At 72.2% G+C, this 24,492-nt stretch carries 20 protein-coding genes; 6 read left to right on the top strand and 14 right to left on the bottom strand.

The window, feature by feature from the left end:
- Positions 1 to 2,322, bottom strand: a complete 2,322-nt coding sequence (locus BLQ63_RS19620) for a M28 family peptidase (protein WP_091039081.1) — start codon at positions 2,320 to 2,322, stop codon at positions 1 to 3.
- Positions 2,323 to 2,493: 171 nt separating this feature from the next.
- On the opposite strand from BLQ63_RS19620, the gene BLQ63_RS19615 reads away from it, so the two are divergent.
- Both BLQ63_RS19615 and BLQ63_RS19610 read left to right on the top strand, forming a co-directional pair.
- A complete protein-coding gene (locus BLQ63_RS19615) occupies positions 2,494 to 3,513 on the top strand; it encodes an NAD(P)/FAD-dependent oxidoreductase (protein WP_091039078.1) in 1,020 nt (339 codons plus the stop codon).
- Positions 3,514 to 3,769: 256 nt separating this feature from the next.
- A complete protein-coding gene (locus tag BLQ63_RS19610; RefSeq protein ID WP_091039075.1) occupies positions 3,770 to 7,018 on the top strand; it encodes a DUF4132 domain-containing protein in 3,249 nt (1,082 codons plus the stop codon).
- Between the two features lie 69 nt (positions 7,019 to 7,087).
- Here BLQ63_RS19610 and BLQ63_RS19605 read toward each other — a convergent pair whose 3' ends face one another.
- Positions 7,088 to 7,489, bottom strand: a complete 402-nt coding sequence (locus BLQ63_RS19605) for a hypothetical protein (protein WP_091039073.1) — start codon at positions 7,487 to 7,489, stop codon at positions 7,088 to 7,090.
- A 136-nt stretch (positions 7,490 to 7,625) separates the two neighbouring features.
- A complete protein-coding gene (locus tag BLQ63_RS19600; protein WP_091039071.1) occupies positions 7,626 to 8,165 on the bottom strand; it encodes a hypothetical protein in 540 nt (179 codons plus the stop codon).
- 201 nt (positions 8,166 to 8,366) lie between these two features.
- On the opposite strand from BLQ63_RS19600, the gene BLQ63_RS19595 reads away from it, so the two are divergent.
- Positions 8,367 to 9,116 carry a ZIP family metal transporter gene (locus BLQ63_RS19595; RefSeq protein ID WP_091039067.1) on the top strand — a complete coding sequence of 250 codons (750 nt, stop codon included), beginning with the start codon at positions 8,367 to 8,369 and terminating at the stop codon, positions 9,114 to 9,116.
- Here the strand turns inward: BLQ63_RS19595 and BLQ63_RS19590 are convergent.
- Positions 9,097 to 9,831, bottom strand: a complete 735-nt coding sequence (locus tag BLQ63_RS19590; protein WP_091039065.1) for a MerR family transcriptional regulator — start codon at positions 9,829 to 9,831, stop codon at positions 9,097 to 9,099. The two genes, BLQ63_RS19595 and BLQ63_RS19590, sit on opposite strands and share 20 nt — an antisense overlap.
- Positions 9,832 to 9,887: 56 nt before the next feature.
- Here BLQ63_RS19590 and BLQ63_RS19585 point away from each other — a divergent pair, with 56 nt between their 5' ends.
- Positions 9,888 to 10,559, top strand: a complete 672-nt coding sequence (locus tag BLQ63_RS19585; protein WP_091039063.1) for a hypothetical protein — start codon at positions 9,888 to 9,890, stop codon at positions 10,557 to 10,559.
- Positions 10,560 to 10,566: 7 nt separating this feature from the next.
- Here the strand turns inward: BLQ63_RS19585 and BLQ63_RS19580 are convergent, their stop codons facing one another.
- On the bottom strand, positions 10,567 to 11,622 hold the full coding sequence (locus BLQ63_RS19580) for a glycoside hydrolase family 5 protein (protein WP_091039061.1): 1,056 nt from the start codon (positions 11,620 to 11,622) through the stop codon (positions 10,567 to 10,569).
- A 236-nt stretch (positions 11,623 to 11,858) separates the two neighbouring features.
- Here BLQ63_RS19580 and BLQ63_RS19575 point away from each other — a divergent pair, with 236 nt between their 5' ends.
- Entirely contained in the window at positions 11,859 to 13,028 is a 1,170-nt protein-coding gene (locus BLQ63_RS19575; protein ID WP_091039058.1) for an ROK family transcriptional regulator, read from the top strand.
- A 223-nt stretch (positions 13,029 to 13,251) separates the two neighbouring features.
- On the opposite strand, the gene BLQ63_RS19570 is transcribed toward BLQ63_RS19575, so the two are convergent.
- Complete coding sequence (locus BLQ63_RS19570) at positions 13,252 to 14,262, bottom strand: N-acetylglucosamine kinase (protein WP_177155021.1); 1,011 nt, start codon at positions 14,260 to 14,262, stop codon at positions 13,252 to 13,254.
- Positions 14,259 to 15,509, bottom strand: coding sequence for a family 4 glycosyl hydrolase (locus tag BLQ63_RS19565; RefSeq protein ID WP_091039053.1), 1,251 nt, complete (start codon positions 15,507 to 15,509; stop codon positions 14,259 to 14,261). The genes BLQ63_RS19570 and BLQ63_RS19565 overlap by 4 nt, the downstream gene beginning before the upstream one ends.
- Positions 15,510 to 15,718: 209 nt before the next feature.
- Here BLQ63_RS19565 and BLQ63_RS19560 point away from each other — a divergent pair, with 209 nt between their 5' ends.
- Positions 15,719 to 16,408 carry a hypothetical protein gene (locus tag BLQ63_RS19560; RefSeq protein ID WP_143015000.1) on the top strand — a complete coding sequence of 230 codons (690 nt, stop codon included), beginning with the start codon at positions 15,719 to 15,721 and terminating at the stop codon, positions 16,406 to 16,408.
- 46 nt (positions 16,409 to 16,454) lie between these two features.
- Here the strand turns inward: BLQ63_RS19560 and BLQ63_RS19555 are convergent, their stop codons facing one another.
- From BLQ63_RS19555 to BLQ63_RS19525, 7 genes are all read right to left on the bottom strand, one after another.
- Positions 16,455 to 17,456: a zinc-dependent alcohol dehydrogenase family protein gene (locus tag BLQ63_RS19555; protein ID WP_091039049.1), complete on the bottom strand. Its 1,002-nt coding sequence runs from the start codon at positions 17,454 to 17,456 to the stop codon at positions 16,455 to 16,457.
- Positions 17,456 to 18,307: a carbohydrate ABC transporter permease gene (locus tag BLQ63_RS19550; RefSeq protein ID WP_218125365.1), complete on the bottom strand. Its 852-nt coding sequence runs from the start codon at positions 18,305 to 18,307 to the stop codon at positions 17,456 to 17,458. The genes BLQ63_RS19555 and BLQ63_RS19550 overlap by 1 nt, the downstream gene beginning before the upstream one ends.
- Before the next feature lie 4 nt (positions 18,308 to 18,311).
- Positions 18,312 to 19,250, bottom strand: a complete 939-nt coding sequence (locus BLQ63_RS19545) for a carbohydrate ABC transporter permease (protein WP_091039047.1) — start codon at positions 19,248 to 19,250, stop codon at positions 18,312 to 18,314.
- Positions 19,251 to 19,255: 5 nt separating this feature from the next.
- Positions 19,256 to 20,611 carry an ABC transporter substrate-binding protein gene (locus tag BLQ63_RS19540; protein WP_177155020.1) on the bottom strand — a complete coding sequence of 452 codons (1,356 nt, stop codon included), beginning with the start codon at positions 20,609 to 20,611 and terminating at the stop codon, positions 19,256 to 19,258.
- Between the two features lie 106 nt (positions 20,612 to 20,717).
- Positions 20,718 to 21,791 carry a LacI family DNA-binding transcriptional regulator gene (locus tag BLQ63_RS19535; RefSeq protein ID WP_091039043.1) on the bottom strand — a complete coding sequence of 358 codons (1,074 nt, stop codon included), beginning with the start codon at positions 21,789 to 21,791 and terminating at the stop codon, positions 20,718 to 20,720.
- 108 nt (positions 21,792 to 21,899) lie between these two features.
- Positions 21,900 to 23,066: an ROK family transcriptional regulator gene (locus BLQ63_RS19530; RefSeq protein ID WP_091039040.1), complete on the bottom strand. Its 1,167-nt coding sequence runs from the start codon at positions 23,064 to 23,066 to the stop codon at positions 21,900 to 21,902.
- An 81-nt stretch (positions 23,067 to 23,147) separates the two neighbouring features.
- Entirely contained in the window at positions 23,148 to 24,485 is a 1,338-nt protein-coding gene (locus BLQ63_RS19525) for an ABC transporter substrate-binding protein (RefSeq protein WP_091039039.1), read from the bottom strand.
- Positions 24,486 to 24,492: the final 7 nt, after the last annotated feature.

Raw genomic sequence — 24,492 nt, 5'->3', positions numbered from 1 at the left:
CTACCGGGCGGCCGCCGCGACGGTCACGGTGTCGGACAGGCGGTCCCGCGAGCGCATCAGGCCGTCGGGGCGGTCGGCGTAGCCGTCGATCCCCTCGATGCCGTGGGTCTGGTCGAACACCGTGACCGCGAACGAGTCCGCGTCGCCGTGCAGGGTGAGGGCGAAGCCCTCCTCCGGGACGTCGAAGAACCAGATCAGGCTGGGATCGCCGGGCTCGGCGGGCGGGCTGACCTGAACGTCGACGGCGGTGCCGTCGGCGAGCGCGGCCTCGGCGCGCTCGGGGTCGCCGTAGACGGCCAGCCACATGGTGTTCGCGCCGCGAGGCGAGGAGACGTGCAGGGTCGCCGATTCAGCGGTCCGCGACTCGTACACGGCCGCAGGCGGTTCGAGTGCGAGCGGTGCGGCGGGCCCGAAGCCGGTGGCGGGAGCGGCGTCGACGTAGGCCGCCGGGAGGCCGGAGTCCTCCAGGCCGTCGTCGGTGACGTAGCCGGCGGTCCACTCGGACCGGTCGTGGTCGGTGGAGACCCACGCGGCGGCACCGGTGTCCGCATCGAGCACATAGGACAGGAAGGCCTGGCGGGGATGCTCGGCGCTGAACCGGTCGACGGCCAGGCCGGTGCCGACCAGGGCCAGTGCGGCCAGGGCTGCGGCGGCCGGCACGAGGCGGCCGGCGGGTCCGTTGTAGCGGCGCCACATCGTCAGGATCGGCAGCGCGGGGGCGGCGAAGAGGACGATCAGCACCGCCGGGACGGCGGCGAGCTCCATGCCGAAGGCCTCGATGAGGTTCGCGGTCCAGCTCGACTGGACCACGGCCGGGACGAGCGCGATCGCGAAGAGCGCGTAGCCGAGCAGTCGGAACGGCCGTGAGCGCGGTTCGAGGAGCATCGCCGCGAGCAGGCCGACGGCCGCGAGCGCGGGAACGGCGAACACGAACGACAGTCCCGGGACGGCGAAGGCCGTGATCTGGCCGAGGAGGGCGAGCCACAGCAGCGGCGCGAGCGCGAGGGCGGCCTCGCCGAGCCTGCGGCGCAACGCGACGTACCACGCGGCGACGAGGGCGAGGCCGAAGACCAGGATCGCCAGGTAGTACCAGGTGCGGTCGAACAGGAGCCCGTACGTGTCGGCGTAGCCCGGACGCACGGCCTGGAGCGCGGGCCACAGGCCCACGGCCGCCGCCCCCGCGAGCGCCGCCGGCACGGCGAAGGACGCGAAGGCGAGGGCGAGGCGCGGCAGGCTCAGGAGGCGCCGGACGCGGGCGATCACGGCGGCCGCGATGGCGGCGGCGAAGCCGATCAGCGCGACCGGAAGGTTCCAGCCCTCGTCATAGTGGACGAGAAGGCCGAAGAAGCCGAAGAACGTCTGGTCGCGGTCGGATTCGAGCGAGGCGAGGTCCATGCCGACGAGTTCGCGCGCGGTGCCGAGGGTGTTCTCGCCGTGGTGCTGGAGGCTGGCCGGATCGAGGTGTTCGGTGTCGTCGTACGGCGAGTGGTACCAGGAGGCGCCGCCGATGAAGGCGTTGTTGAGTCCGATGTAGCCGGCCTCGTGGAAGCGGGTGAAGTCGGTGTCGTTGGGCAGCTGGCGGTACGCCTCGATCGCGGAGGAGTCGCCGTGCGGATGCGGTGCGGCGTCGGCGAACAGGTCGATGAGGGCGGCGTTGTCGGCGGAGGTCTCGAACATCAGCGACGGCCCCGAGACGCCGCGCGCCTCCAGGTTGAAGACCACCGTGGGGGTGTCGCCCGCGGGGTGGGACCTGGCGTAGGCCTCGGCGCCGAACAGGCCCATCTCCTCGCCGTCGGTGAGCAGGACGACGAGGTCGTTGCGCTGCGGCCCTTCGAGGCTGAGGGCCCTCGCGGTCTCGACGATGGCCGCGACGCCGGAGGCGGCGTCGGCGGCGCCCGGCCCGGAGGGCACCGAGTCGTAGTGGGAGGTCAGCAGCACGGCGCCGGTGGGGTCGGTGCCGGGAAGGGTGGCGACGATGTTGTCCACGACGCCGAAGCGGACCAGGCCGTCGCCGTCCCCGGCGTCGGTCGCCAGCTCGGTCTGGACCTCGACGTCGAAGCCGAGCGAGGACAGCTCCGCGGCCAGCAGGTCCCGGACCCGGTCCTTCTCCGGCGTGCCCATCGGGTGCGGCTCGACGGCCATGGCCTCCACGGTCTCCCAGGCGCGGTCGGCGCTGAACGCGTCCTCGGGGGCGTCGGCGGGGGCGGGTTCGGGAGAGGAGGCGTCGATCGACCAGTTGGCGACGCCGAGGGCGGTCAGCAACAGCAGCAGTCCGGCCGCGGCCCAGGGCCGATGGGGCAGATCGAGAACGCGACCGCGCATGGCAGAACCTCATTGTTCGTGTGGGACCGGGGGCGCCCCCACACTACTATCCGGTAACCCGCGTGAGTCCGCGCGCCGCACCAGCAGCCCGGTGACCGTCGAGCTCGAAACCGGTCCCATGCCCGCCGATACTCGCTTTCGCGCCAGTGCCGCAACTGATAGAACACTCGAATGGCCGAAGGAAGCATTGTCGTGGTGGGCGCCGGCATCGTCGGGGCGTCACTGGCGTACCACCTGGCCGGGCGCGGCCGACCCGTCACGTTGATCGATGCGGGTCTGCCGGGTTCGGGCGCCACCCGCGCTTCGTTCGCCTGGATCGGACTGCCGTTCACCGGCGGCCTGCCCTCGGCGCCCCTGCGATGTCTCGCGCTGGACGAGTACCGGCGGCTGGAGGCGGAGCTTCCCGAACTGTCGATCCGGTGGTCGGGTTCGATCATCAGCGGCGACGAGACCCCGGGACCGCGCACGGACGACGTCCGCGCGCTGGAGCCGCACCTGCTCGATCCTCCGGCCGCGGCCGTCCACCGCCCGGAGGACGCGGCGCTCGATCCGGTCGCGACGACCGATCTCCTGGTCGCCGCCGCGCGGGACCGGGGCGCGCGGCTGCTGACAGGGGTGTCGGTGACTTCCCTTGTCCGCCAAGGGAACGCGGTGAACGGTGTCCAGACGACCGCCGGAGTCGTCAGCGCTGAGACCGTGATCCTGGCCGCCGGGACCGGCACGGTCGCCCTGTGCTCGGGGATCGGTGTCGATATGCCCGTCGAGTCGTCGCCGGCCGTCCTGGTCCGGTTGCGCGCCACACCGGGCCTGGTCCGGACGATCGTCGCGACGCCGTCCCTGGAGGTCCGGCAGCTCACCGACGGCACGGTCCTGTCCCCCACCGAGTACCGCGGCGAGACGGACCAGGCCGCGCTGCTCGAGACCGCCCGACGTGTCCGCGACCGGTTCGCCGCTTCGTTCTCTGGAGCGGACGGCACGGAGATCGTCTCCGCCGAGATCGGCTGGCGCCCGATGCCCGCCGACGGGGAGCCGATCATCGGCCGCCCCGCAGGCACCCGAGGCTTGTACGTCACCGTGATGCACTCGGCGATCACCCTGGCCGCCGCGGCCGGTCGCCTCGCCGCCGAGGAGATCCTCACCGGGCTGACGGCTCCCGAACTCGCCGGCTGCCGACCGGACCGGTTCCGCTGATCGCTTCCGCGAGCTCACGCCGAAGCGAGCCCCGAGCCGGAGCACTCCCCGTCAGTCCCAATGAAACGACACCCTAAGCGGGGGGCCACCGCCGTGATGAGGCCCGGGCCCGCGCTGATGCGGTCGGCCGCCTGAGCAGGTCCGCCCCGTGTTCGAGGCCCACCGGGCCGGGAGCGTTTGCGCCGCACGTGACGGGAGCGGCGTCGCACCCCGTCTCTATGATCGCGGGGAAACCGTCGCCAGGTGGAGGATCCCCATGAGCAGAACCCTTGCCGCGCCGCAGGACCAGGTCGTCCTCCCGGCGTCGTGGACGAAGCTGGTGCTGCCCAGGCGCGGCAACGGGGTCCGGTCCTCTCTCGAAGCGGGCCCGGAGGCGGCGGCGAACGTCGCCGCCCGGGTCGCGGCCGCGCGCGAAGCGCTCACCACCGCTCTCGAACGCCCCGAAGCGGACCCGGACCTGGCCCGGGCCGCGCTCGCGCACCTGGCCGGGGAGGCGAACCCGGTCGGCGCCGGGGCCGTCGCCACGCTGCTCAGGTTCACCGACGGCTACCGCGGCGCGAACTTCGACGGCGTCGAGAAGCGGGCCCGCGTCGGCCGCGAGCTGTTCGGCGCCTGGCTGACCGAGCACGGCCCGGCGTTCGCCGTGAGCGCCCTCATCGAAGACCTCAGCATCGACTTCCGGTGGTACGACGATCCGGACCAGGGAGCGGAACGGCTGCCCACCGTGGTGCCGGGCGAACCGATGGGCTTCAAATGGGTGTACCTCGACGACCGCGACGGACCCCTCGCCATCGCGCGGTCCACCGTCGCGGCGGCCGGTCCCGACGAGTACGAGCGGGTCGCGGCCATGGCCGCCGGGCACCGCGACACGCCGGTCAAGCGGCTCGCCGCCGCCGTGCTCCTGCCCGACGAGACCGCCTGGGTCGCCGAGGCCTGCGAGGAGCGCAGCGCCGTGCCCGCCGATGTCACGGTCGAACCGCTGGTCTGGGCGTCGGTCAGCGAACCCGACCACGTGCGGCGCTTCGGGGCCAAACGGTTCACGAGCACGAGCGTGCGGCACGGCGTGGTCGCCGAACTCGTCGGGAACCTCGGCGCCGAGGTCCTGCCGCTGTTCGCGACCGCCCTGGGCCGCAAGGGCCTCGAGTTCAAGCAGCGCTCGCTGCTGTACGAGGGCGTCGCGCTGCTCCCGTGCGACGACGCCGCGCGCCTGCTCGTCGAGCACGTGGGCGAACCGGAGGTCCTCGCCGGACTCCGCCGGTCGGCCCTGCGCTTCCCGGCGCGCTTCGCGCGCGCCGCCGCCGAACGCGCGAGCGGACTCTCGAGCGCCGACGCGGCCCGGCTGCTGGGCGCGCTCCGCCAGGACGGCGTCCCGCTCGACGACGTCCTCAAAGGGCTCGGTGACGACGAGCGGGCGAAGCTCGACGGGATCCTCTCCGAGTCGTCCCGGCCCGTCGCGCGCGCCGAAGACCTGCCCGAGGCGCTCTGGTCGCCCCCGTGGGCCGAGCGGAAGCGACGCAAGGCCGAACCGCCCCTCGAAGGACTCGAAGCGCCCGGCGGGACCGTGATCGTCTGGGGCGAGGGCGAATACGAGCGGGCCCTGGCGATCGAACCGGAGTACGCGTCCTGGGACGCGGACACCTACTGGGACGACCCCGCCGACTACGGCCTCGGCTTCGCCGACCGCCTCTGGGCGCGGCTGGCCCACGGCGACGCGGCCGCCGCCGACACCGCCATGGCCCGCATGAAGGACTCGCCGAAGTACGCGCACGCGCTCGTCCCGATCCGCAGCGCCGCGGCCGCCGCGCTCGCCGCCGACTGGTTCGCGCGGCTCAAATCCGCGCGGGCCCACGCCGCCGACTGGCTCGACCGCCACGGCGCGCAAGCGGTACCGCTGCTCGTCCCCGGCGCGCTCGGCGGCGACAAGCGCGAACGCGCCGGCGGCGAGGCGGCCCTGCGCCACCTCGGACGGCGACTCGGCGCCGAAGCCGTGCTCCAGGCCGCCGAGCCGTTCGGACCCGAGGCGGCCGCGAGACTCCGCGACATCCTCGCGGTGCACCCGCATGTGCCGCTGAACGGCCCGCCCTCCAAACCGGGCTCCTGGGTCGACCTGTCGATGCTCCCGCCGGTCATGCTGCGCGGCAAGGGCACCGCACTGCCGCTCGCCTCGGTCGAACACCTCGTCAGGGCCCTGTCGCTGTGGTCGCCGCGGCTGCCGTTCCCCGGCGTCGAGCTCTACGCCGAACACTGCGAGCACGACTCGCTCAACCGGTTCTCACTGGCGCTCTTCGAACTCTGGCTCCGATCCGAGGCCCCGAGCAAGGACTCCTGGGCGGTGGAGCAGCTCGGGTCCTTCGGCGACGAGGCCACCGCGGCCGCGCTCGGCCCGCTCGTGACCACCTGGCCCGGCCGGAGCCAGGCCGACCGGGCGCTCCTGGGCGTCGAAGTGCTCGCGCACATCGGCACGGACAACGCGTTCGCGTACCTGCGCGAACTCGCCCTGCCGGTGTACTCGAACACGGTCGCCGAGCGCGCCCGCGTCCTCGCCGACCGGCTCGCCGCCGCGCGCGGCCTCGACTTCGAGACGTACGCCGACCGCCTCGTCCCCGACCACGGCGTCACCGATCCCGAGACCCTCACGTTCGACTACGGCGACCGCCGCTTCCACCTCAGGTTCGACCACCTCCTCGCACCCCGGCTGACCGACGAGACCGGACGCGAGCGGGCACGCCTGCCCAAGGCCGGCGTGCACGACGACGCGGCGCTGGCGAAGGACGCCGCGAGCCGGTACAAGAAGCTCGTCAAGGCCGTCGAGACGACCGCGGAGCAGCAGATCGAACGCCTCCGGGACGCGATGGTCAAGGGGCGCACCTGGTCGCTCGAGGACTTCCGGGTCCTGCTCGCGCACCCGCTGGTGCATCCGTTCGCCAGGCGCCTGGTCTGGTTCGCGGGCCAGGGCTTCCGGGTCGCCGAGGACGGCGGCTTCGCCGACGTGCACGACCGCGACTTCACGCCCGAGGGCCCGATCCGCGTCGCGCACCCGGCGCTCCTCGGCGAGGACACGCCCGCCTGGGCCCGCCTGCTGGGCGACTACGAGGTCCTCCAGCCGTTCGACCAGCTCGGTCGCCCGGCCGCCGGGTTCACCGAGGCCGAACTCGCCACCGGCCGCCTGGAGCGCTTCGACGGGGCCACCGCCACCTACGCGTCCATTGAGGAGCACATCGGCTGGAGGCAGCCGCTGCTGTCGCCCGAGGCGCAGACGAAGCGGATCTGGTGCCTGACGCGGCAGGTCCCCGGCGGCTGGCTGCTCGCGGACACCGACCCCAATCCCGATCCGTCGGCCCCCAACCCGAACGGCGTGCTCACGTTGAAGAACGTGCGGCTCATGGAGAACCGCAACCGCCACCCGAAGTCCGCCCGGCCGCTGCCGGGCCGCCGCCTCGACCCCGTGGCGGCGGCAGAGCTGATCGGCACCGTCGAGGCCGCCACCGGGAAGCGATCGGACTGAGGCGCGAACGCCGCCGCGCCGCCGAAGCCCCGGGGGGTTTCGGCGGCGCGGCGGCGTCGATCATCGCGCTCAGGCGTCGAGCGCTTCGGTGATCTTGCGGATCATCTCGGCCATGACCGGGCTCGGCTCGCCCTTGTGGGCGCGGTTGGCGGCCCCGATGGCGATGGTGATCGTCGAGCGGAAGTTCTCCGCCTCGGCCGGGTCGTGCGCTTCGAGCAGCTTCACCGACTCGGTGATCGCCGGCAGCACCTGGTCGGCGAGCGCGGCGGTGGACTTGCCCTTGAACTTGACGCCCTTCGCGTCGGCCAGGACATGGCCCACGGTTCCGGTGGCGGCCACCAGCGCGAGGGAGGCGTCGGTGGCGATCTTGTGGGCCGACCCGGCGATGCCGGCCGCGGACATGAGGCTGACGGCTCCGTAAGCGGCGGTGCGGATGGTGATCTGGTCGGCGGCGGTGAGGTCGATGCCCATGATGTGTTCCTTCGCGGTGTCGGTGTGCCTTCGTTCTCGATGAGGCAACTATCGAAGACCGGACTGACACCGCCCTGACGCAGCGCTGACACCGCCGCTGACACGGCGAATGCCCTGCTCATGAAGGGGTGGCCGCTCAGAAGTCCGAGGGCATGGGGGCGGCGGTGCGCCAGGCCGCCTCGAACTCGTCCCGGCCGATCTCCCAGGCCGCCGTCTCGGGCGCGAAGAGGTCCACCACCGGCGGATCGAACAGCCAGTCGTCCGGGGTGCTCTTGACCGCGACGCCGTCCTCGCCGATCTCGACCTGGCGCAGGCGCCGCCCGTCCGACTCGACCTCGAAGAAGTACACGCTCCGGTCGCCGAACTCGGGAGCGGGCGGGCGCCGCAGGTGCACCACGGGACGGCCGGCGAGCTTGCCGAAGTCGGGGTGATCGCGCTGCTCGGAGGGCCGGCGCGACAGGCCCGCGACCACTTCGGCCGCATCGACGTCGACGACCTCCAGCGAATCGGCCAGCGCCCGCTCGATGCTCTCGGCGTTCTCGACGACCTCGACCTCCGCGAACGTCTCCAGGATCTCGCGGGCCGAGCGGGCATCGATCCACCACAGGAGGGCGCCCATGCCGTAGTCGTGCTGGACGAGGAAGCGCCGCTTGCCGTCGGCGGAGGAGCCTGTCATGTGGACGATGCTAGCAACGACGGTGCGCGCCTGGGCATCGTCGCCGAATCGGTCGGAGAGCGCGGTCCGCGGCCTAGGGCGTGCTCGGGAATCCCCGGCGAACGGGCGAACGGGCCGGACAACGGCCGCCCGGGATTCCCGAACACACCCTAGACTGGCGTCCATGATGGAACCGCGAGCCGCCGCAGCAGGGTCCGGGCCGTGCCCGGCTGGCTGAGCGCGGGCGCGTGGGGCCTGCTCGCGGGCGGGGCCCTCGTGGCGGGTGCGCTCGTCGGGTACCTGGTCCGGGTGCCGCAGAAGGTGATCGCGGGGATCATGGCGTTCGGTTCGGGCGTACTGCTCTCGGCGGTGTCGTTCGACCTCATCGCCGACGCGAACGAGCGCGGCGGCCTCCTGCCGACCGCGTTCGGCGCGGTGGCCGGGGCACTGGCCTACACGCTGTCGAACGTGGCCCTGGCGCGCCGCGGCGCGCGGCACCGCAAGCGCTCGGGCCTCCAGCAGGCCCAGGAGGCCGACAAGCCGGGTTCGGGCACGGCCATCGCGCTCGGCGCGCTGCTCGACGGCGTCCCCGAGTCGATCGTCATCGGCACGAGCCTCCTCGGCGGCGGCCCGGTCAGCGCCGCGACCGTCGCGGCGGTGTTCGTCAGCAACGTCCCCGAAGGGCTCTCGAGCGCCGCCGGCATGCGCCGCGCGGGGCGCGGCCGGGCGTACGTCTTCGGACTGTGGAGCGCGATCGCGATCGCCAGCGGGCTCGCGGCGGCGGCGGGCTACGCGTTCCTGGGGGACGCGCCCGATGACCTGCTCGCGGCGATCACGGCGCTGGCGGCCGGTGCGATCCTGGCGATGATCACCGACACGATGATCCCGGAGGCGTTCGAGAACGCGCAGCTGTGGACCGGGCTGATCGCGGTGCTCGGCTTCCTGGCGGCCTTCAGCATCGCCCAGTGGTGACCGCCGGGGACCGGCGCTCGACCGGGATCTCCAGGACGGTGGCGGCGCCGCCGTCGCCGTCCACGAGGTGTTCTTCGAGGGTGGGTCCCGAGACGGCGAGGCCGTGCCGGCGGAGCCAGTCGAAGAGGTCCTGACCGGCGCGGACGAGACCGTGCTCGGGCGCCACGACGGCCCGCACGACTCGGCGCGCGGGCAGGGTGAGCCGGTCGCCTCCGGACCGGACGGCGACCGCGGCGTCGAATCCCCCGCTCGGGCGCCCGGTGAGCCAGGTCAGCAGCATGTCGGGGGCGTCTTCGCATGCGGCGGCGAGTTCGGACGGGTGGTCGACGTGGAGCCGGCGCACGCGCAGGCGCCGTTCTTCGGCGCGGGCCTCCTGCGGGAGGATCGTGCTCGGGACGGCGAGGCGGTCCTCGGCCGCCGACACGGCCGCGTTCATGGCGGCGATGTCGCGGCGGAGGGTCTCGACCGTCTCGCCGAGCATCTGCCGCAGCTGCGCGTCGGGGGCGTCCACGATCTCGTCGATCTGCCGCAGCGACAATCCGAGGCGCCGCAGGCCGCGGATGCGTTCGAGCCGCATCAGCTCGGCGGTGCCGTACCAACGGTAGCCGGTCGCGGCGTCCACTGCGGCCGGAGGGAGCAGTCCGATCCGGTCGTAGTGGCGCAGGGTTCGGTCGGAGACGCCGGCCATCCGCGCGAGCTGCCCGATCCGCCACATGATCGCGCCCCTTCCGGCTTGACCTTCCCCCTGCGTCAGGGTTCTAGCGTCGCCGCATGACCCTCACTGACCACCATGCCATGGCCCGGCCGCTGGGCGCGCTGCTGTCCGCCGCGATCGCCTTCATGATCGCCGGGGCGGCGATCGCCGTACCGGCCGGGCTCACCCTGAATCCCGACGACACGGCCGGGACGCTCGCCGCGGTGGACGACCGCGTCGGGCTGCATCTGCTCGAGTTGGGACTGGACGTGATCGGCTGGCTCGCACTGGCCTGCGCCGGACTGGTCATGGCGGTGATCGCGGCGGCGGCGGGCCGGTTCACCGGGCTCGTGGCGGCCGGACTGCTGGCGCTGGCCGGGGCGGCGGGCCTGCTCCACGACGCGGGGAACCTGGCGGTGACCCAGCTGGCGGGCGGTCCGGCCGAGCCTTCGGTCGCGGCGGCCGAGGCGGTGCTGCTCACGGCCAAGTGGACGGTGAACCTGGCGGGGCTGCTGTGGGTCGCGGCCACGGTCGCAAGCGCTGCGGCCCAGGCGAAGCGGCTCCGCTGGGCCGGGGCCGCCGCCGCCGTGTCGGGCCTGGCCGCGGTCGCGGTGCCGTGGACGGCGGGGACGAGTGGACCGTCGCCGGAGCTCGAACAGGTCGGCTACCTGCTCCACCTGCCGGTCATGGCCTGGTGGGCGGTCCTGGGCTGGAGGCATCTGCGCCCGGGACCGCCCGCGGCGTCCTAATGCGGGGCTACTCGCGGATCCGGTCGCGGATCCACTCCCCCGCCTCCTTCAGGTTGGCGGTCCCGGTGAAGGGGCCGCCGGGGCAGGTACCGGGTTCGAAGACCGCGCCGGAGCGGTGGTCGTCGGAGTAGTTCCAGTTGACCCAGCTGATGCCCTTGTCCTCCATGAGGTCGAGGTACCGCTGGGACATCGCGAAGTCGTTCGCGCCCTCGCCCGAGTAGTTCTGGGTGCCGAACTCGGTGACGAACATGGGGATCTCGTCGGCCGCGCGGGCGAGCCCGTCGAGGTAGTAGTCGTCGTGCGAGGCCGCGTAGAAGTGGAAGGTGTACATGATGTTCGACGCGTTCACCTGGTCGTTGACGACCTCCTGCTCGTTCGTGCCGCCGGAGAGGCCGAGGGAGGACCAGTCGGGGGTGCCGAGGAGGATGACGCCGTCGGGGTCGTGCTGCCTGATCACGGGGATGATCGCCTCGTGGTAGGACTTGATCCGCGACCACGAGACGCCGCTGGGCTCGTTCGCGACCTCGTAGAAGATGTTGTCCTGGTCGCCGTGCTCGCTCGCGATCTCGGCGAAGAAGGTCTCGGCGCGCTCCAGGTTGTAGTGGGGGTCGCCGGGGTCGAGCATGTGCCAGTCCACGATGACGTACTGGCCGCGGGCGGTCACCTCGTCGATGAGCTCGTGCATCCGGGCGGTGAAGCCCGCGGGGTCGGTCTCGTAGCCGTCCTCCTGGATGTACATCGACAGGCGCACGATGTCGGCGCCCCAGTCGTAGGCGAGGGCGTCCAGGGAGGCGTCGTTGACGCACTGGGAGTACCACTGGAGGCCGTGGGTGCTCATGCCCCGCAGCTGGACCGGGTTCCCGGACTCGTCGCAGAGCCTGGTGCCGCACACGGACAGCTGCCCGTGCTCGGCGGCGGGGCCGACGGCCTCCGCGGTCGGGGCGGGGTCTTCGGCGACCTGGTCGCCCGAAGCGGCGTTGACGCCGAGCGGGCCGATGATCGCGACGGCGGCGAGGACCGCCAGCAGGCTCAGCAGCCGCTTGGGTCGGGGTGGGAACGCCATGTACTCCTCCTCAATAGTTAGACAGTTTTACTATCTATTGGACACCCTACGGCGAGTCCGAATCACAGTCAATAGATCCATTAAGATCAATATTGTCGGTTTCGCGGCCCTCGCGCTCCCGGGGGAGCCGCATCAATGGTCAGGCGTCATTACCGACTCGGCGGCGCCGATAGAATGCTCGGCGAGCCCCGGGCCGATCACGGCGTGTCACCGGGGCACACCGACGAAGGGCGCCCATGCGAACCAACGGCCCACCGGACTCGCCGGTCCCCTCCGGCTCCTCGCACCTGCTGCGCACCATCAACGAGCGCGCCGCGCTCTACCACCTGCTGGAGAACGGCACGCTGACGCGCGTGGAGCTGCGCAAGCTGACCGGCCTCGCCAAGCCCACCGCCTCCCAGGTGATGCTGCGGCTGTCGGAGGCCGGCCTCGCGGTGACCTTGGGGCGCAGCACGGCCAAGCAGGTCGGGCCGCGGGCCGAGGTCTACTCCGTCAACGCCGACTACGCGTTCGCCGCCGCGGTGACGCTGCGCGAACCCGACGGCGTCACCGTCGCCGTCCGCGACCTCAAAGGGCGCGAACGGGCCTCGTCGACGCGCAGGATCGACTTCACCGCCGTTCCGCTCGACCGCGCGGTGCTCGACCTGCTGGAGCGGACCGCCGCCGACGCCGGGATCGACAAGGGACGGATCGCCGCGCTGCACGTCGCCGTGCCGGGCGCGTACGACGCCGAGACCGACACGATCGGGTACGCCGACATCCCGGGCGCCCCTGAGGTGCGGATGCGCGCCGCGATCGAGGCGGCGCTGGACTGCCCGGTGACGGTCCACAACGACGTCAACGCGGCCACGGTCGCCGAGCGGCGCAATCCGGCGGCCTCCGGCGGCCTGGTCCTGCTCTGGCTCGGCCGCGAGGGCGTCGGCGCCGGAATCGACCTGGGCCAGGGCCTGATCGTCGGCGCGCGCGGCGCCGCGGGCGAGATCGGATACGTGCCGGTCTTCCCCGACCGGACCGGACCGGACGACCCGACCTATCAGGACTGGATCGGCGCGCCGGCCATCGCGGACCTCGGCCGCGAACACGGCGTCGAGGGGCCGGACGCCGCGGCGGTCGTGGCCGGGGCCGTCGAGCGGGGCGCGGACGCGTTCCTGGAGGCGTACGCGAAGCGGGTCGCCGGAGCGCTGCACATGCTCACGTGCCTGTTCGACCCGCCGTGCCTCGTGCTGGGCGGGGAGATCGCCCGGGCGGGAGGCGAGACCCTGGTCGACCACGTGCGGCGACAGGCCGGGGCCCTCGGCGACCGGGTGCTGCCGTCGGCCGTGTACGGCGACGCCGTCGCGATCGGCGTCCTGGACCTGGCATACGCGGATTTGAAGGAACGTGTCCTGGACGCGGCTCTCGCCTAGGGGGCCCTCCCCCCCGCCCCCTCCCCACCCACCCTGGTTGAACCGGTGATTGACCTTGCGATGCGGTTGGCCGCTCGGTGGCTCGGCGGCTGCTGTGGGGATCGTGTCCTGGTCGGCTCCTTTCGTTTCCGTCCGGTGGGAATCCGCGTTGGGGCAATGGTGGCAGGGTCAACCTGAAGGGGACCTGAAGACGCCTGAAGCGGACTTCAGGAATGACTCGGGGTCAGTCGAGGACGCGCAGCGGCTTCCGCCCGGCGATCGCTTCGGCGAGCCTGAGGTGGGCCGGGCCGCCGACCTGGCCGGTCAGGACGTCCAGCGCCGACCATGCGGCCCCCAGGACCGGCGGCCGGTCCAGCGCGGTGTACTCCGCGAGCGGGAACGCCGCGGCCAGGCGCGGCGACAGGTGCCGCAGGAGCGCGGCCGGGGCGGCGCCGAGGATCCCGCCGCCGCCCACGATCGTGAAGGGCGCCTTGCCGAGTCCGAGCCGGTCCGCCGAGACGCGGACCATCGCGGTGATCTCGTCCGCCTGGCGCTCCACGATCGCCTCGGCGCACGCGTCCCCGGCGTCGGCGGCCGCGAACAGCGGCGGGACGAGGCCGTGGACCCGGTCGCGCGCGATCGCGCCCAGGTGCAGGCCGATGGCGGCCTCCTCCACTGTGGCGGTGCCGAAGTGGGCCCGCACGGCGGCGCACAGCGCGGTCGCGGGGCCGCGGCCGTCCTCGGCGCGTGCGGCGTGGAAGAGCACGGCGTCGCCGAGGTCCTCGCCGCCGCCCCAGTCGCCGGTGATCGGCCCGAGGGCCGGGAAGCGGGACCATTCGCCGCTTTCGTTGCGCCCGATGCTGTTCATGCCCGCCCCGCAGATGACCGCGACGGCGTTCCGGTCGTCGGTCCCGGCGCGCAGGAGCGCGAACGTGTCGTTGTCGACGCGCACGCTCTCGGCCCAGTCCCGTGACCGGGCGTCGGCGTTGAGCCGCTCCACTTCGACCGGCAGGTCGGCGCCGGCCAGGAGTGCGTCCACACGCGACGGTCGGACGTCGCTCCCCCACCGGGCTTCGGCGCGGGCGATCTCGATCAGCTTGCCCAGCAGGTCGATCGCCTCGCAGTAGCCGAGCCGGTGGGGCGAGGAGGTGCCGGCGCGCACGTAGGCGTGGACGCGGCCGTCGGCGGTCGCGGCCACCACGTCGGTCTTCGAGTTCCCGCCGTCCACGGCGATGAAGGCGCGGTCTGCGTTCACGCCCAAGGGAGGTGGTCCCGTCCGGTCGCGATGAGGCGGCGGGTCAGGCCCTCGGCCAGGTCGTGCTGCCCGACGAGCGGGTGGGCGAGCAGCGCCTCGTAGACGCGGCGCTCGCCGCCGCGGACCGCGGCCTCGACGCCGAGCTCTTCGTATGCGGCGACGGCGGAGACGAGGCCGCGCTGGCGCGGGCCGAGCGTCGCCCGGGCCGAGGGCGTGATCGCGGCGCCGACGCGGGCGGACACCTCGATGACGGCCTCGTCGGGCAGGTACGGCAGGAAGCCCCGGTTGCGGAGGTTCACGGCGTGGACCGCGCCGTCCTCGGTGAGCAGGGACCGCATCAGCGCCACGGCGGCCTCCGAGTAGTAGGCCCCGCCGCGCCGCGACAGGAGTTCGGGCTTGCGGTCGAGCGTGTCGTCCTGGTAGAGGTCCCACAGCTCGGCTTCGATCCGGGCCACCTCCTCCCCGCGCGACGGCGCGGTGCGCAGCCGCTCGACTTCGGCGTCGTGGCCGTAGAAGTAGCGCAGGTAGTAGGAGGGCACGAGTCCGTCGGCGAAGACCGCTTCGGGCAGGTCGACCTCGTCGGCGACCGCCTGCCGGTGCTCCTTCAGGAGTTCGGGCAGCACGTCGCGGCCGTCGAGGCGCACCGCGGTCTCCCAGGTCAGGTGGTTGAGGCCGACGTGGTCGAGCACGACGTCGGCGGGGGCGCGGCCGAGCAGGCCGGCGAATCGCCGCTGGAACCCGATCGCGACGTTGCACAGGCCGACGGCGCGGTGGCCCTCGTCGAGCAGTGCCCTGGTGACCATGCCGACCGGGTTGGTGAAGTCCACGATCCACGCGCCGGGGGCGGCGAACCGCCGCACCCGCTCGGCGATGCGCAGGACGACCGGGATGGTGCGCAGCGCTTTCGCGAGGCCGCCGGCGCCGGTGGTCTCCTGGCCGACGCAGCCGCATTCGAGCGGGAACGCCTCGTCGCGGATGCGGGCGCTCTGGCCGCCGACCCGCAGTTGCAGCAGGACGACGGCGGCGCCGTCCACGCCGCGGTCGAGGTTCGGCGTCCATCCGACGCGGGCCCGGCTCCCGTGGCGGCGCATGATCCGCTGCACCAGGGGGCCGATGACCGCGAGCTTGTCGGCGGCCGGGTCGACCAGCACGACCTCGTCGATCCCGAGCGCGGCGGCGTTCGCGCCGAAGCCTTCGGCGAGCTCGGAGGTGTAGGTGGATCCGCCACCGACCACGGCGATCTTCATGCGGGGCCTCTCCATCGGAGTCCGGTCGGGGAAGACGACCGACCTTAATAGGCAGGTTAACTAACTAATTGATCCCTGTCAACCGGCGAAGCGGCCGTCGGGTACGTCGGGGCGTGTAGGCCCGGATACGTCCGAGCACTGACGACGGATCACCCGCCGGCCGCGAGGGTTGGAGGTGCCAAGCCCCGCCTCTGAAAGGACCGAATCCCATGTCCGAGCCCGAAACGCCTGCGCCGGTGGGAGCCGCGACCCCGCGGCCCCGTCCCCTCACGCCGCTGCTGGGGGCGATCGCGTTCCTGGTCTGCTATCTGGCCGTGGACTTCGCGGTCGGCGCCGTCGGCACCGGCACCATGCCGCTGCCCGGCGAGGACCCCGAGGGGGTCTACGAGTACTTGCGCGCCAACACGACCGGGTCGATCCTGACCAGCGTGCTCCAGGCGCTGTCGGTCCTCGGCCTCGCGGTCGTGGTCGCCGGTCCCGCCGCCGAGGTCGGCTCCCCCGCCGGCGGCGGCCGCCGCCGGGCGGCCGTCATCGTCGGCGGGACCGCGGTGATCGCGATGCTGGCCTCCGCCGGCCTCTCGATCGCGATGGGACTCGTCGCCGACTCATCCTCAATGGATACTGTTGTGGCGCTGCGGAACATCGGCTTCTACACCGGCGGCGCGGCCCACATCGTCGCGCTCGGCCTGTTCGTCCTGATCCTCTCCGGAGGCGAGGGCTGGACCCGCCCGGTCAAGGTGATGGGCTGGGTCGCGGGCGTCCCGGCGGTGCTGTCGATCCTGTCGGTGTTCGTCTTCTACGCCTCGCCGCTCCTGCCGGTGGGACGCCTGCTGTGCATGGTCTGCCTCGTCGTGGCCGGGGCGAGCCTCGCCCGCGGGCGCAGTCCGATCGCGCGCTGAACGGCCGGAGCCCCCGCCCGGCGATGCGCCGGGCGGGGGCTCCCGTTCAGGCCGCGGGCTGGACCTGGAGTTTGCGGCCCGTGCCCTTGCGGAACGCGTCGACCGCGGACTCGTAGTCGTCGAGCCCGAAGCGGTGGCTGATCATGACGTCGGGGTCGACCACCCGCTTCGCGAGCAGGTCCACCGCCCTGCCGAAGCTGTGCAGCACCGCCATCGAGCCGACGATGTGGATCTCGTCCTTGTAGACCCGGAACGGCGAGAACGACGCGGTCGCGGCCTCGGGGGCGACGCCGAAGACCTGGAACGTCCCTCCCTTGCGGACCCTCGTGAGGCCGTCCTCGATCGCCGGAACCGCACCGGTGCAGTCGATCACGACCTCCCAGCCCTCGGGCCGGTCGAGCTCGGCCGCGCTCGCGGCCACCCGGTCGGCGCCGAGCCCGGCGGCCACGGGGAGCCGGTCGGTGTTGAGGTCGACGACCGAGACGCTGGCCGCGCCCGAGAACCGGGCGAGCTGGGCCATCATCAGGCCCATCGTCCCGGCCCCGTACACCAGGTAGTGCTCCCCCACCCGCCCCGGCAGCAGGTCGAAGCCGTGCACGGCGCACGAGAGCGGCTCGATGAGCGGCGCGTGCTCCAGCGGCACCGACTCGGGCAGCAGGTAGCAGTTGGCGACCGGCGCGGCGCAGTACTGCGCCGCCGCACCGGGACTGGAGATGACCCCGATCGCGTTGTAGCGCTCGCACAGGTTGCCGTGCCCGATCTTGCAGTAGTGGCATTCCCCGCAGAACACGTTGGGGTCCACCGCGACCCGGTCGCCCACGGCGAACTCGGTGACCGCCTTGCCGACGGCGGCGACGGTCCCGGCGAACTCGTGCCCGGGCACGATCGGGTAGACGGTGCCCTCCAGGTCGCCGTCGATGATGTGGAGGTCGGTCCCGCAGATCCCGGCCCCGGCGACTTCGACGACGACCTCGCGCGGGCCCGGCTTCGGATCGTCCACGGTGGTGACGTTGATCCGGCCGGGCGCCTCGATGACTACGGCTCTCATTACTTCACTGCTCCCATGGTCAGGCCGCGCACGAGCCACTTCTGGGCGATCCAGCCCGCGAGGATCACGGGGAAGGCGGCCATCGTGGCGGCGGCGGACAGGCGGGCGAGGAACAGGCCCTCGCTGGTGATGAAGCCGGTGAGGAACACCGGCACGGTCGCCGCCCTGGTGGAGGTGAGGCTGACGGCGAAGAAGAACTCGTTCCAGGCGAAGATGAAGCAGATCAGCGCCGTCGCGGCGAGCCCGGGCGCGATCATCGGCAGGATGATCCGGCGCAGCTCGGTGAAGAACCCCGCCCCGTCCACTTTGGCCGCCTCGAGCACCGCGGTCGGCACCTCCAGCAGGAACGAGCGGATCATCCACACCGCGATCGGCAGGTTCATCGCCGTGTAGATCAGCGACAGCATCGTGACGTTGTCGAGCACGCCCGCGTTGTTGGCGATGATGTACAGCGGCAGGATGATCGCGGCCGGCGGCATGAACCGCGTCGAGATGAAGAAGAACAGCGAGTCCTTCCACCCCGGGATCGGCCGCAGCGACAGCGCGTACGCCGCCGGCAGGGCCAGGACGATCACCAGGAGCGTCGACCCGATCGAGGCCATGAGCGAGTTGAGCAGGAACGGCGTGAAGTCCCGGCCCAGGATCGCCTCGAACTGGTCAAGCGTCGGCGCGAACACGAACGTCGGCGGGTCCGTCGCGGCCTGCGCCTCCTGCTTGAACCCGGTGACGAACATCCACAGCACCGGAAAGAAGAACACCAGGGCCGCGGCCCAGGCCAGCAGCGCGATGCCGCCCGACTTCAGGGACGCGCGGCCCGAGCGGCGCCGCCGGGTCGATGTCGAAGTGTCCACGGCGTCACCGCTCCTCTCGGAACATGCTCGCGAACAGCCGCAGCGCGAACGTGGCGATCGCGATGGTCGCGATGACGACCACGACTCCCGCCGCGGCGGCCTCGCCGACCTCGAACGCGCGGAACGTCCGCTGGTAGATGAAGTAGGGCAGGTTCGTGGTCGCCTGGCCCGGCCCGCCCTGCGTGACCAGGTAGATCGGGTCGAAGGTCTGCACGATGAAGATCGAGCCCAGCAGGATCGCCAGCTCGATGAAGCGCCGCAGCTGCGGGAAGGTGATGCGCGCGAAGATCGTGAACGGACCCGCGCCGTCCACTCTGGCCGCCTCCAGGATCTCCGTGTCCTGGCTCTGCAGGCCGGCCAGGACGATCAGCATCATGAACGGGGTCCACTGCCACACCAGCATGAGCACCAGCGAGAACATCGGGTGCTCCGAGACCCAGTCGACCTTCTCCACGCCGAACGGCGACAGCGCCCAGTTGAGCGTCCCGAACAGCGGATTGAACACCGCGTGCTTCCAGATCAGCGCCGCGGCGGCGGGCATCACCAGGAACGGCGTGATCAACAGGGTCCGGACCACGTTGCGGCCCAGGAACTTCTGGTCAAGCAGCACCGCCAGAGCGATCGCCAGGACGATCGAGGCGAGCACCACCGCGGCGGTCAGGAACACGGTGTTGAGCACCGCGCCGCGGAACGCCGCGTCGCCGAGGACCTCGGCGTAGTTCCCGAAGCCGGCGAAGGAGGTCTCGTCGGGCCGCAGGAGGTTGCGGTCCTGGAAGCTGTAGTAGAGGGTCGCGACGAACGGCAGCTGCGTCAGCACGACCACCACCAGCAGGGCCGGCAGCAGCGGGCCGCGCCGCGACCACCGCTCGGCGAGCGGCGGTTTCGCGGGGGCCCCCGGCCCGCGGCGCCGGAGCGCCGCGGCCGGGGTCTCGGTTGCGGTCATCGGTCTCACTGGTCCTTGTAGCCGCCGCTTTCGGCGACCTCTTCCGCGTAGCCCTGGGCCTTCTCCAGCGCCTCGTCGACGGTCTGGTTGCCCGCGATCGCCGCCGAGATCTCCTGCGCCACTCTCGTTCCGAGATCCTGGAACTCGGGGATCGTGATGTACTGGACGCCGGTCCAGTTCTGCTCGTACAGGCCCGGCTGCGTCACGTCCACGGCCTCGATGGCCTCCAGGGTCTGCGGCGCGAACGCCGCCGCGGCCTCGGCGTACTCGGGGATCTCATAGGTCGAGGCGCGGCTGCCGGGCGGGACGCGGGTCCAGCCCAGCTCCTCGCCGACCAGGTGCATGTAGTCCTTGCCGGTCGCCCAGGCCATGAACTCCCACGCCGCGTCCTTGCTCTGCGAGCTCTCCGGGATCGCCAGCGACCACGCCCAGAGCCAGCCCGAGCTGTCGGTCTCGACCACCGGGGCGGGCACGTACGCCATCTTGCCCGCGGCGTCGGAGGAGTTCGGGTCCTCCAGGATGCTGGCCGCGACCGTGGCGTCGACCCACATCGCGGCGTTGCCCTGGCTGGTCGCCGTCAGGCACTCCGAGAACCCGGCGTTGGGGGCGCCCGGCTCCCCGTACCGACTCACCAGGTCCACATAGAACTGCACGGCGGCCTTGGTCTCGGGACTGGTCAGCTGCGCGTTCCAGTCCTCGTCGTACCAGCGTCCGCCGAAGGTGTTGATGACGGTGTTCAGCGGCGCGAGGACCTCGCCCCAGCCGGCCAGGCCGCGCAGGCAGATCCCCGCGACGTCGTTCTCGGGGTCGTGCAGCTGGGCGGCCAGGTCGGCGACCTCCTGCCAGGTCGGGTTGGCGGGCATGGTGACGCCCGCGGCCTCGAAGAGGTCGGTGCGGTACATGAGGAACGAGGACTCGCCGTAGAACGGGACCGCGTACAGTCCGTCCTCATAGGTCAGCGCCTCGCGGACGGGCGGGAGCAGGTCGTCGACGTCGTAGTCCGGGTCGCTCGCGTAGTCGTCGAGCGGGGCGAGCCAGCCGTTCTCGGCCCAGATCGGCGTCTCGTAGGTGCCGATCGTGACGATGTCGTACTGGCCCGAGCCGGTCGCGATGTCCTGGGTGACCTTGTCGCGCAGCTCGTTCTCGGGCAGGACGACGAACTGCACGTCGATGCCGGTCTCCTCCTCGAAGACCTCGGAGAGCTGCTCGATGTCCTGCATCTGGGGGTTGGCGACGGTGGCGATGGTGATCGATCCGCCTTCGCCCTCGTCGCCGCCTCCGGCGCCGGAGCACGCGCCGGCGGACAGCGCCGCCGCCAGCGCGACCGCGAGTGCGGCACGTGATTTCGAAGGGGTTTTCATCGGGACCTCCTTGTCCTCGACGCTCTCGGTCGCGAGGCGCCTTTGACTCATATGGGCAAATGCCTGAATATGTGGTTGTGGTGCCGGGTAAGGGCGCAGCGCGAGGTCAGTCGCCGGTGCGCGGTTCGGGAGGGTCGGATGCGCGGATCTCGCCGGAGGACCGCGGAATGAGGCGGACGGGGAGCGAGATGCGGCGGTAGGGCGCCGCGGGGTCTTGGAGCCGCTCGAACAGGGCGCGGGCGGCGCTGGTGCCGATGGCGGCGGTGTCCTGCGCGATGACGGTGAGCGCGGGGCGGAGCAGGTCGGCCAGTTCCAGGTCGTCGAAGGCGATGAAGGCGACGCGGTCGCGCAGGCCCAGGTGCTGGAGGGCGTGGACCGCGCCGATGGTGATGAGGTTGTTGCCGCAGATCAGCGCGGTCGGGGCGGGGTCGAGGCCGAAGAGTTCCACGGCCGCCCGGTAGGCCCGGTCGCCGTCGCGCAGGCCGGTGCGGACGTGGCGCGGGTCGGGGCCGGTGCCGAGTTCGGCCATGGCGGTGCGGAATCCCGCGAGCCGCCGTTCGGTGGTGTGGATGGTCGGGAGGTCGCCGAGGAAGGCGATCCTGGTGTGGCCGAAGGCGGCGAGGTGGCGGACGGCTTCGGCGACGCCGAGCGCGTTCTCGGAGATGACGGTGTCGGCCTCGATCCCTCGGCCGGGGCGGTCGACGAACACGACGGGGATGCCGTGGGCGCGTTCGATCTCCAGATAGGACTGGTCGGTGCCGTTGGGCACCAGGATGAGTCCGTCGACGCGGCGTGCGGAGAACTCGGCGACCAGGTCGCTTTCGCGTTCGGGGACGCCGTCGCTGGAGCCGACCAGGACCAGGTGCTGGCGTTCAAGCGCGTAGTCCTGGACGGCGCGGGTCAGGCTGGAGGCGAAGGGGTTCGCGAGATCTTCGACGATGAGGCCGATCGAGGAGGTGCGCTGGTCGCGGCGGCGGATGCTGCTGGCGATCGAGTTGCGCCGGTAGCCGAGTTCGGCGACGGCGGCGAGTATCCGCTCGCGGGTCTCGGGCCGCACGTTCGGTTCGTCGTTGAGGACGCGCGAGACGGTCTTGAACCCGACGCCGGCGAGTTCGGCCACGTCTTTGATCGTGGGGGCGCGCATCGAGCCGTCGCCTGGCGGGTTCGGGACCGGCGGCATGGCGTCTCCTCGTCGCTGAGGGGCGATGACCACGTTGTCGACAACGTTGTCAGCTTGCCGGTGAGTATGCCATGACTCATCGAGTGCCGTCAATACCGACTTTTCGGGTCAGCGCACCAGGACGCGGATGGCGGCCGCGGCGGCGCCGCGCGCCCAGTCCTCGAAGGTGTGGGGGCGCACCACGATCCGGCACCGGCCCGCGGCGCCGAAGGCGTGCTCGGCGAACGCGGCGCGCAGGCTCGCGTCGAACAGGTCGAAGTTCGAGACGCCCTCGCCGCCGATGATGACCAGTTCGGGTCCGGCGAGGTTGACCAGGCTCGCGATCGCGGTGCCGATGATCGCGGCGGCCTCGCGGAACGCGGCGGTCGCGGCGGCGTCGCCCTCGTGGGCGAGCCGGGCCGCCTCGTCGATCGCGACCGGGCGGCCGTGGGCCTCGGAGACGGCCCGCGCGATGGCCGAGGCGCCCGCGACGGCCTCGACGCAGCCGCGTCGCCCGCACGCGCAGATCCGGTCGGGCGCGGCCAGGGGCAGGTGCCCGATCTCGCCCGCCACGCCGAAGGCGCCTTCGACGACCTCGCCGTTGACGTGCAGTCCCGAGCCGATGCCGCGGCCGATGGTCACGATCGCGAACGACGCGGTGCCGACGCCGACGCCGAACCAGTGCTCGCCGATGGTGAGGGCGCGGACGTCGTTCTCGATCAGGACCGGGACGTCGAGGCGTTCGCGCAGGCGGTCGCCGAGGTCGACGCCGGTCCAGGCCATGATGCCGGATTCGCGGACGACCCCGGCGGCGGCGTCCACGTCGCCGGAGACGGACACGCCGATCCGCACGAGGCGCCCGGCGGCGTCGCCGAGTGACGTTTCGAGCCGGGCGCAGATGGCCGCGACCGCGTCGACCACGGTGCCGGGGTCGCGGGCGGTCAGCGGCGCGCGCTCGCTGGCGAGCACCCGCGTCCGCAGGTCGGTGGCGACGGCGATGATCTCGTCCACGTTCACCTTGACGCCGATGGCGAGCAGGGCCTCGGGAATGACGGCGATCGGGCTCGCGGGGCGTCCGGGCTGGCCGTCGCGCGCGGCCTGGAGGCGGTCGTCCACGAGCCCGGCGGCGACCAGCGGGTTCACCGCCTTGGTGACGGCGGCCTGCGAGAGGCCGGTGAGCTTCGCGACGTCGATGCGGCTGATCGGACTCCGCGTCAGGAGCGTGGTGAACACCTGCGAGGCCGCGCCTGAAGCGGTGCGGAGCAGTGCGACCCGTTCGGCCGTCTCATCGTGCATCGGACTCCTTCGATTCGTCCATACGGTAGCGGACCGCGGACGGCGCCCGGGTGAACGCCGTCCGCGGTTCTTCAACAGCCCCTAGGGTGCCAGGATGTCCTGGGTCAGCGTGGTCATCTCGGCGAAGACCTCCTCGTCGCGCTCGCCGGAGAAGTAGGCCTCGAACAGCGGGGTGATCGTGTCGACGATCTCCTGGCCGTTGGCGGTCGGCGGCGCCGGGTACAGCTCGCCGCCTTCGAGGGCCTGGATGAACGTGGAGAGGTCGAGGCCTTCGGCCGCCTGGGTCTCCACGGTCGACTGGAGGGCTTCGGCGATGGAGGGCAGGAAGACGGCGCCGGCGCCGGCGGTCGTCTGGCACTCCACAGTGCCCATCCAGGTCACCCAGTCCCAGGTCTCGTCCACGTGCTGCGTGCCGACGAAGACGTTGTTGGCGTTGGAGTTGGAGATCATCATCCGGCCCTCGGGGCCTTCGACGGTGGGCGCGATGCCGACGGGGACGTCGGGGATCTGCGTGATCGAGGACGAGTCCCAGGTGCCGCCCTGGACCATGGCGACCGAGCCGGAGCCGATCATCTCGGCGGAGGAGACGGTGAACTCGCCGAACCCGGGGGTCAGGCCCCGGTCGGCGAGGCCGCGCAGGTAGTCGAGCGTCTGCGCGAATTCCGGGTCGTCGTAGGGGATCTCGGTCGGCCAGGCCGCGTCCTCGCCCCCGAGGCGCCAGCCGAGGGTCGACACGAACGGGTTCCAGGTGGTCTGGCCGTTGAAGTCGCCCGAGGCGATGCTGTTGATGCCGTAGGTCTCGACGTTCTCGGGGTCGAAGCCGGGCTCGTCGCCGCGGACGCCGCTCGCGTCCACGGTGAGGCGGGCGACGACGTCGTCGAAGGTCCCGCCGTCGTCGGGGTTCCAGGTCATCGTGGTGATGTCCTCGGGAGTGAGTCCCGCGTCGGCGACCATGTCCTGGTTGAAGTAGATCGCCGCGCCGGCCCAGTCGAGCGGGATGCCGTACTGCTGCCCGTCGGTGTACTGCCAGGACTCGACGCCGACGTCGAAGACCGACAGGTCGTAGCCGGACTCGTCGATGAGTTCGTCCAGGGGCATGATCTGGCCCTGCTCGGCGTAGGCGCCCAGGAGCGGGACGCTGTTCTGGAACGCGTCGGGCGCGGTGCCGGCGACGAATCCGGCGGTGAGCTTGGTGAAGTAGTCGTCCACCGCGTAGTGGGAGATCTCGACCTTCACGCCGGGGTTGGCGTCCTCGAAGCCGGGCACGCATTCGGCGTAAGCGGCGGCGGCGCGCTCGTCCCAGGTCCACCAGTTGACGGTGACGGTGCCGTCATCCGAGCCGTCGGCGGAGCAGGCGGTCAGTCCGGCCGCGGCGATGCCGACGGCGGCCACGGCCGCGATGGCGTGGTGCTTTCTCATGGGTTCC

It is taken from the genome of Glycomyces harbinensis (assembly GCF_900101745.1).
Classification (GTDB): Bacteria; Actinomycetota; Actinomycetes; order Mycobacteriales; family Micromonosporaceae; genus Glycomyces; species Glycomyces harbinensis.
Note: the sequence above shows the minus strand (reverse complement) of the source record. Positions and strands in the feature narration are given on the sequence as shown.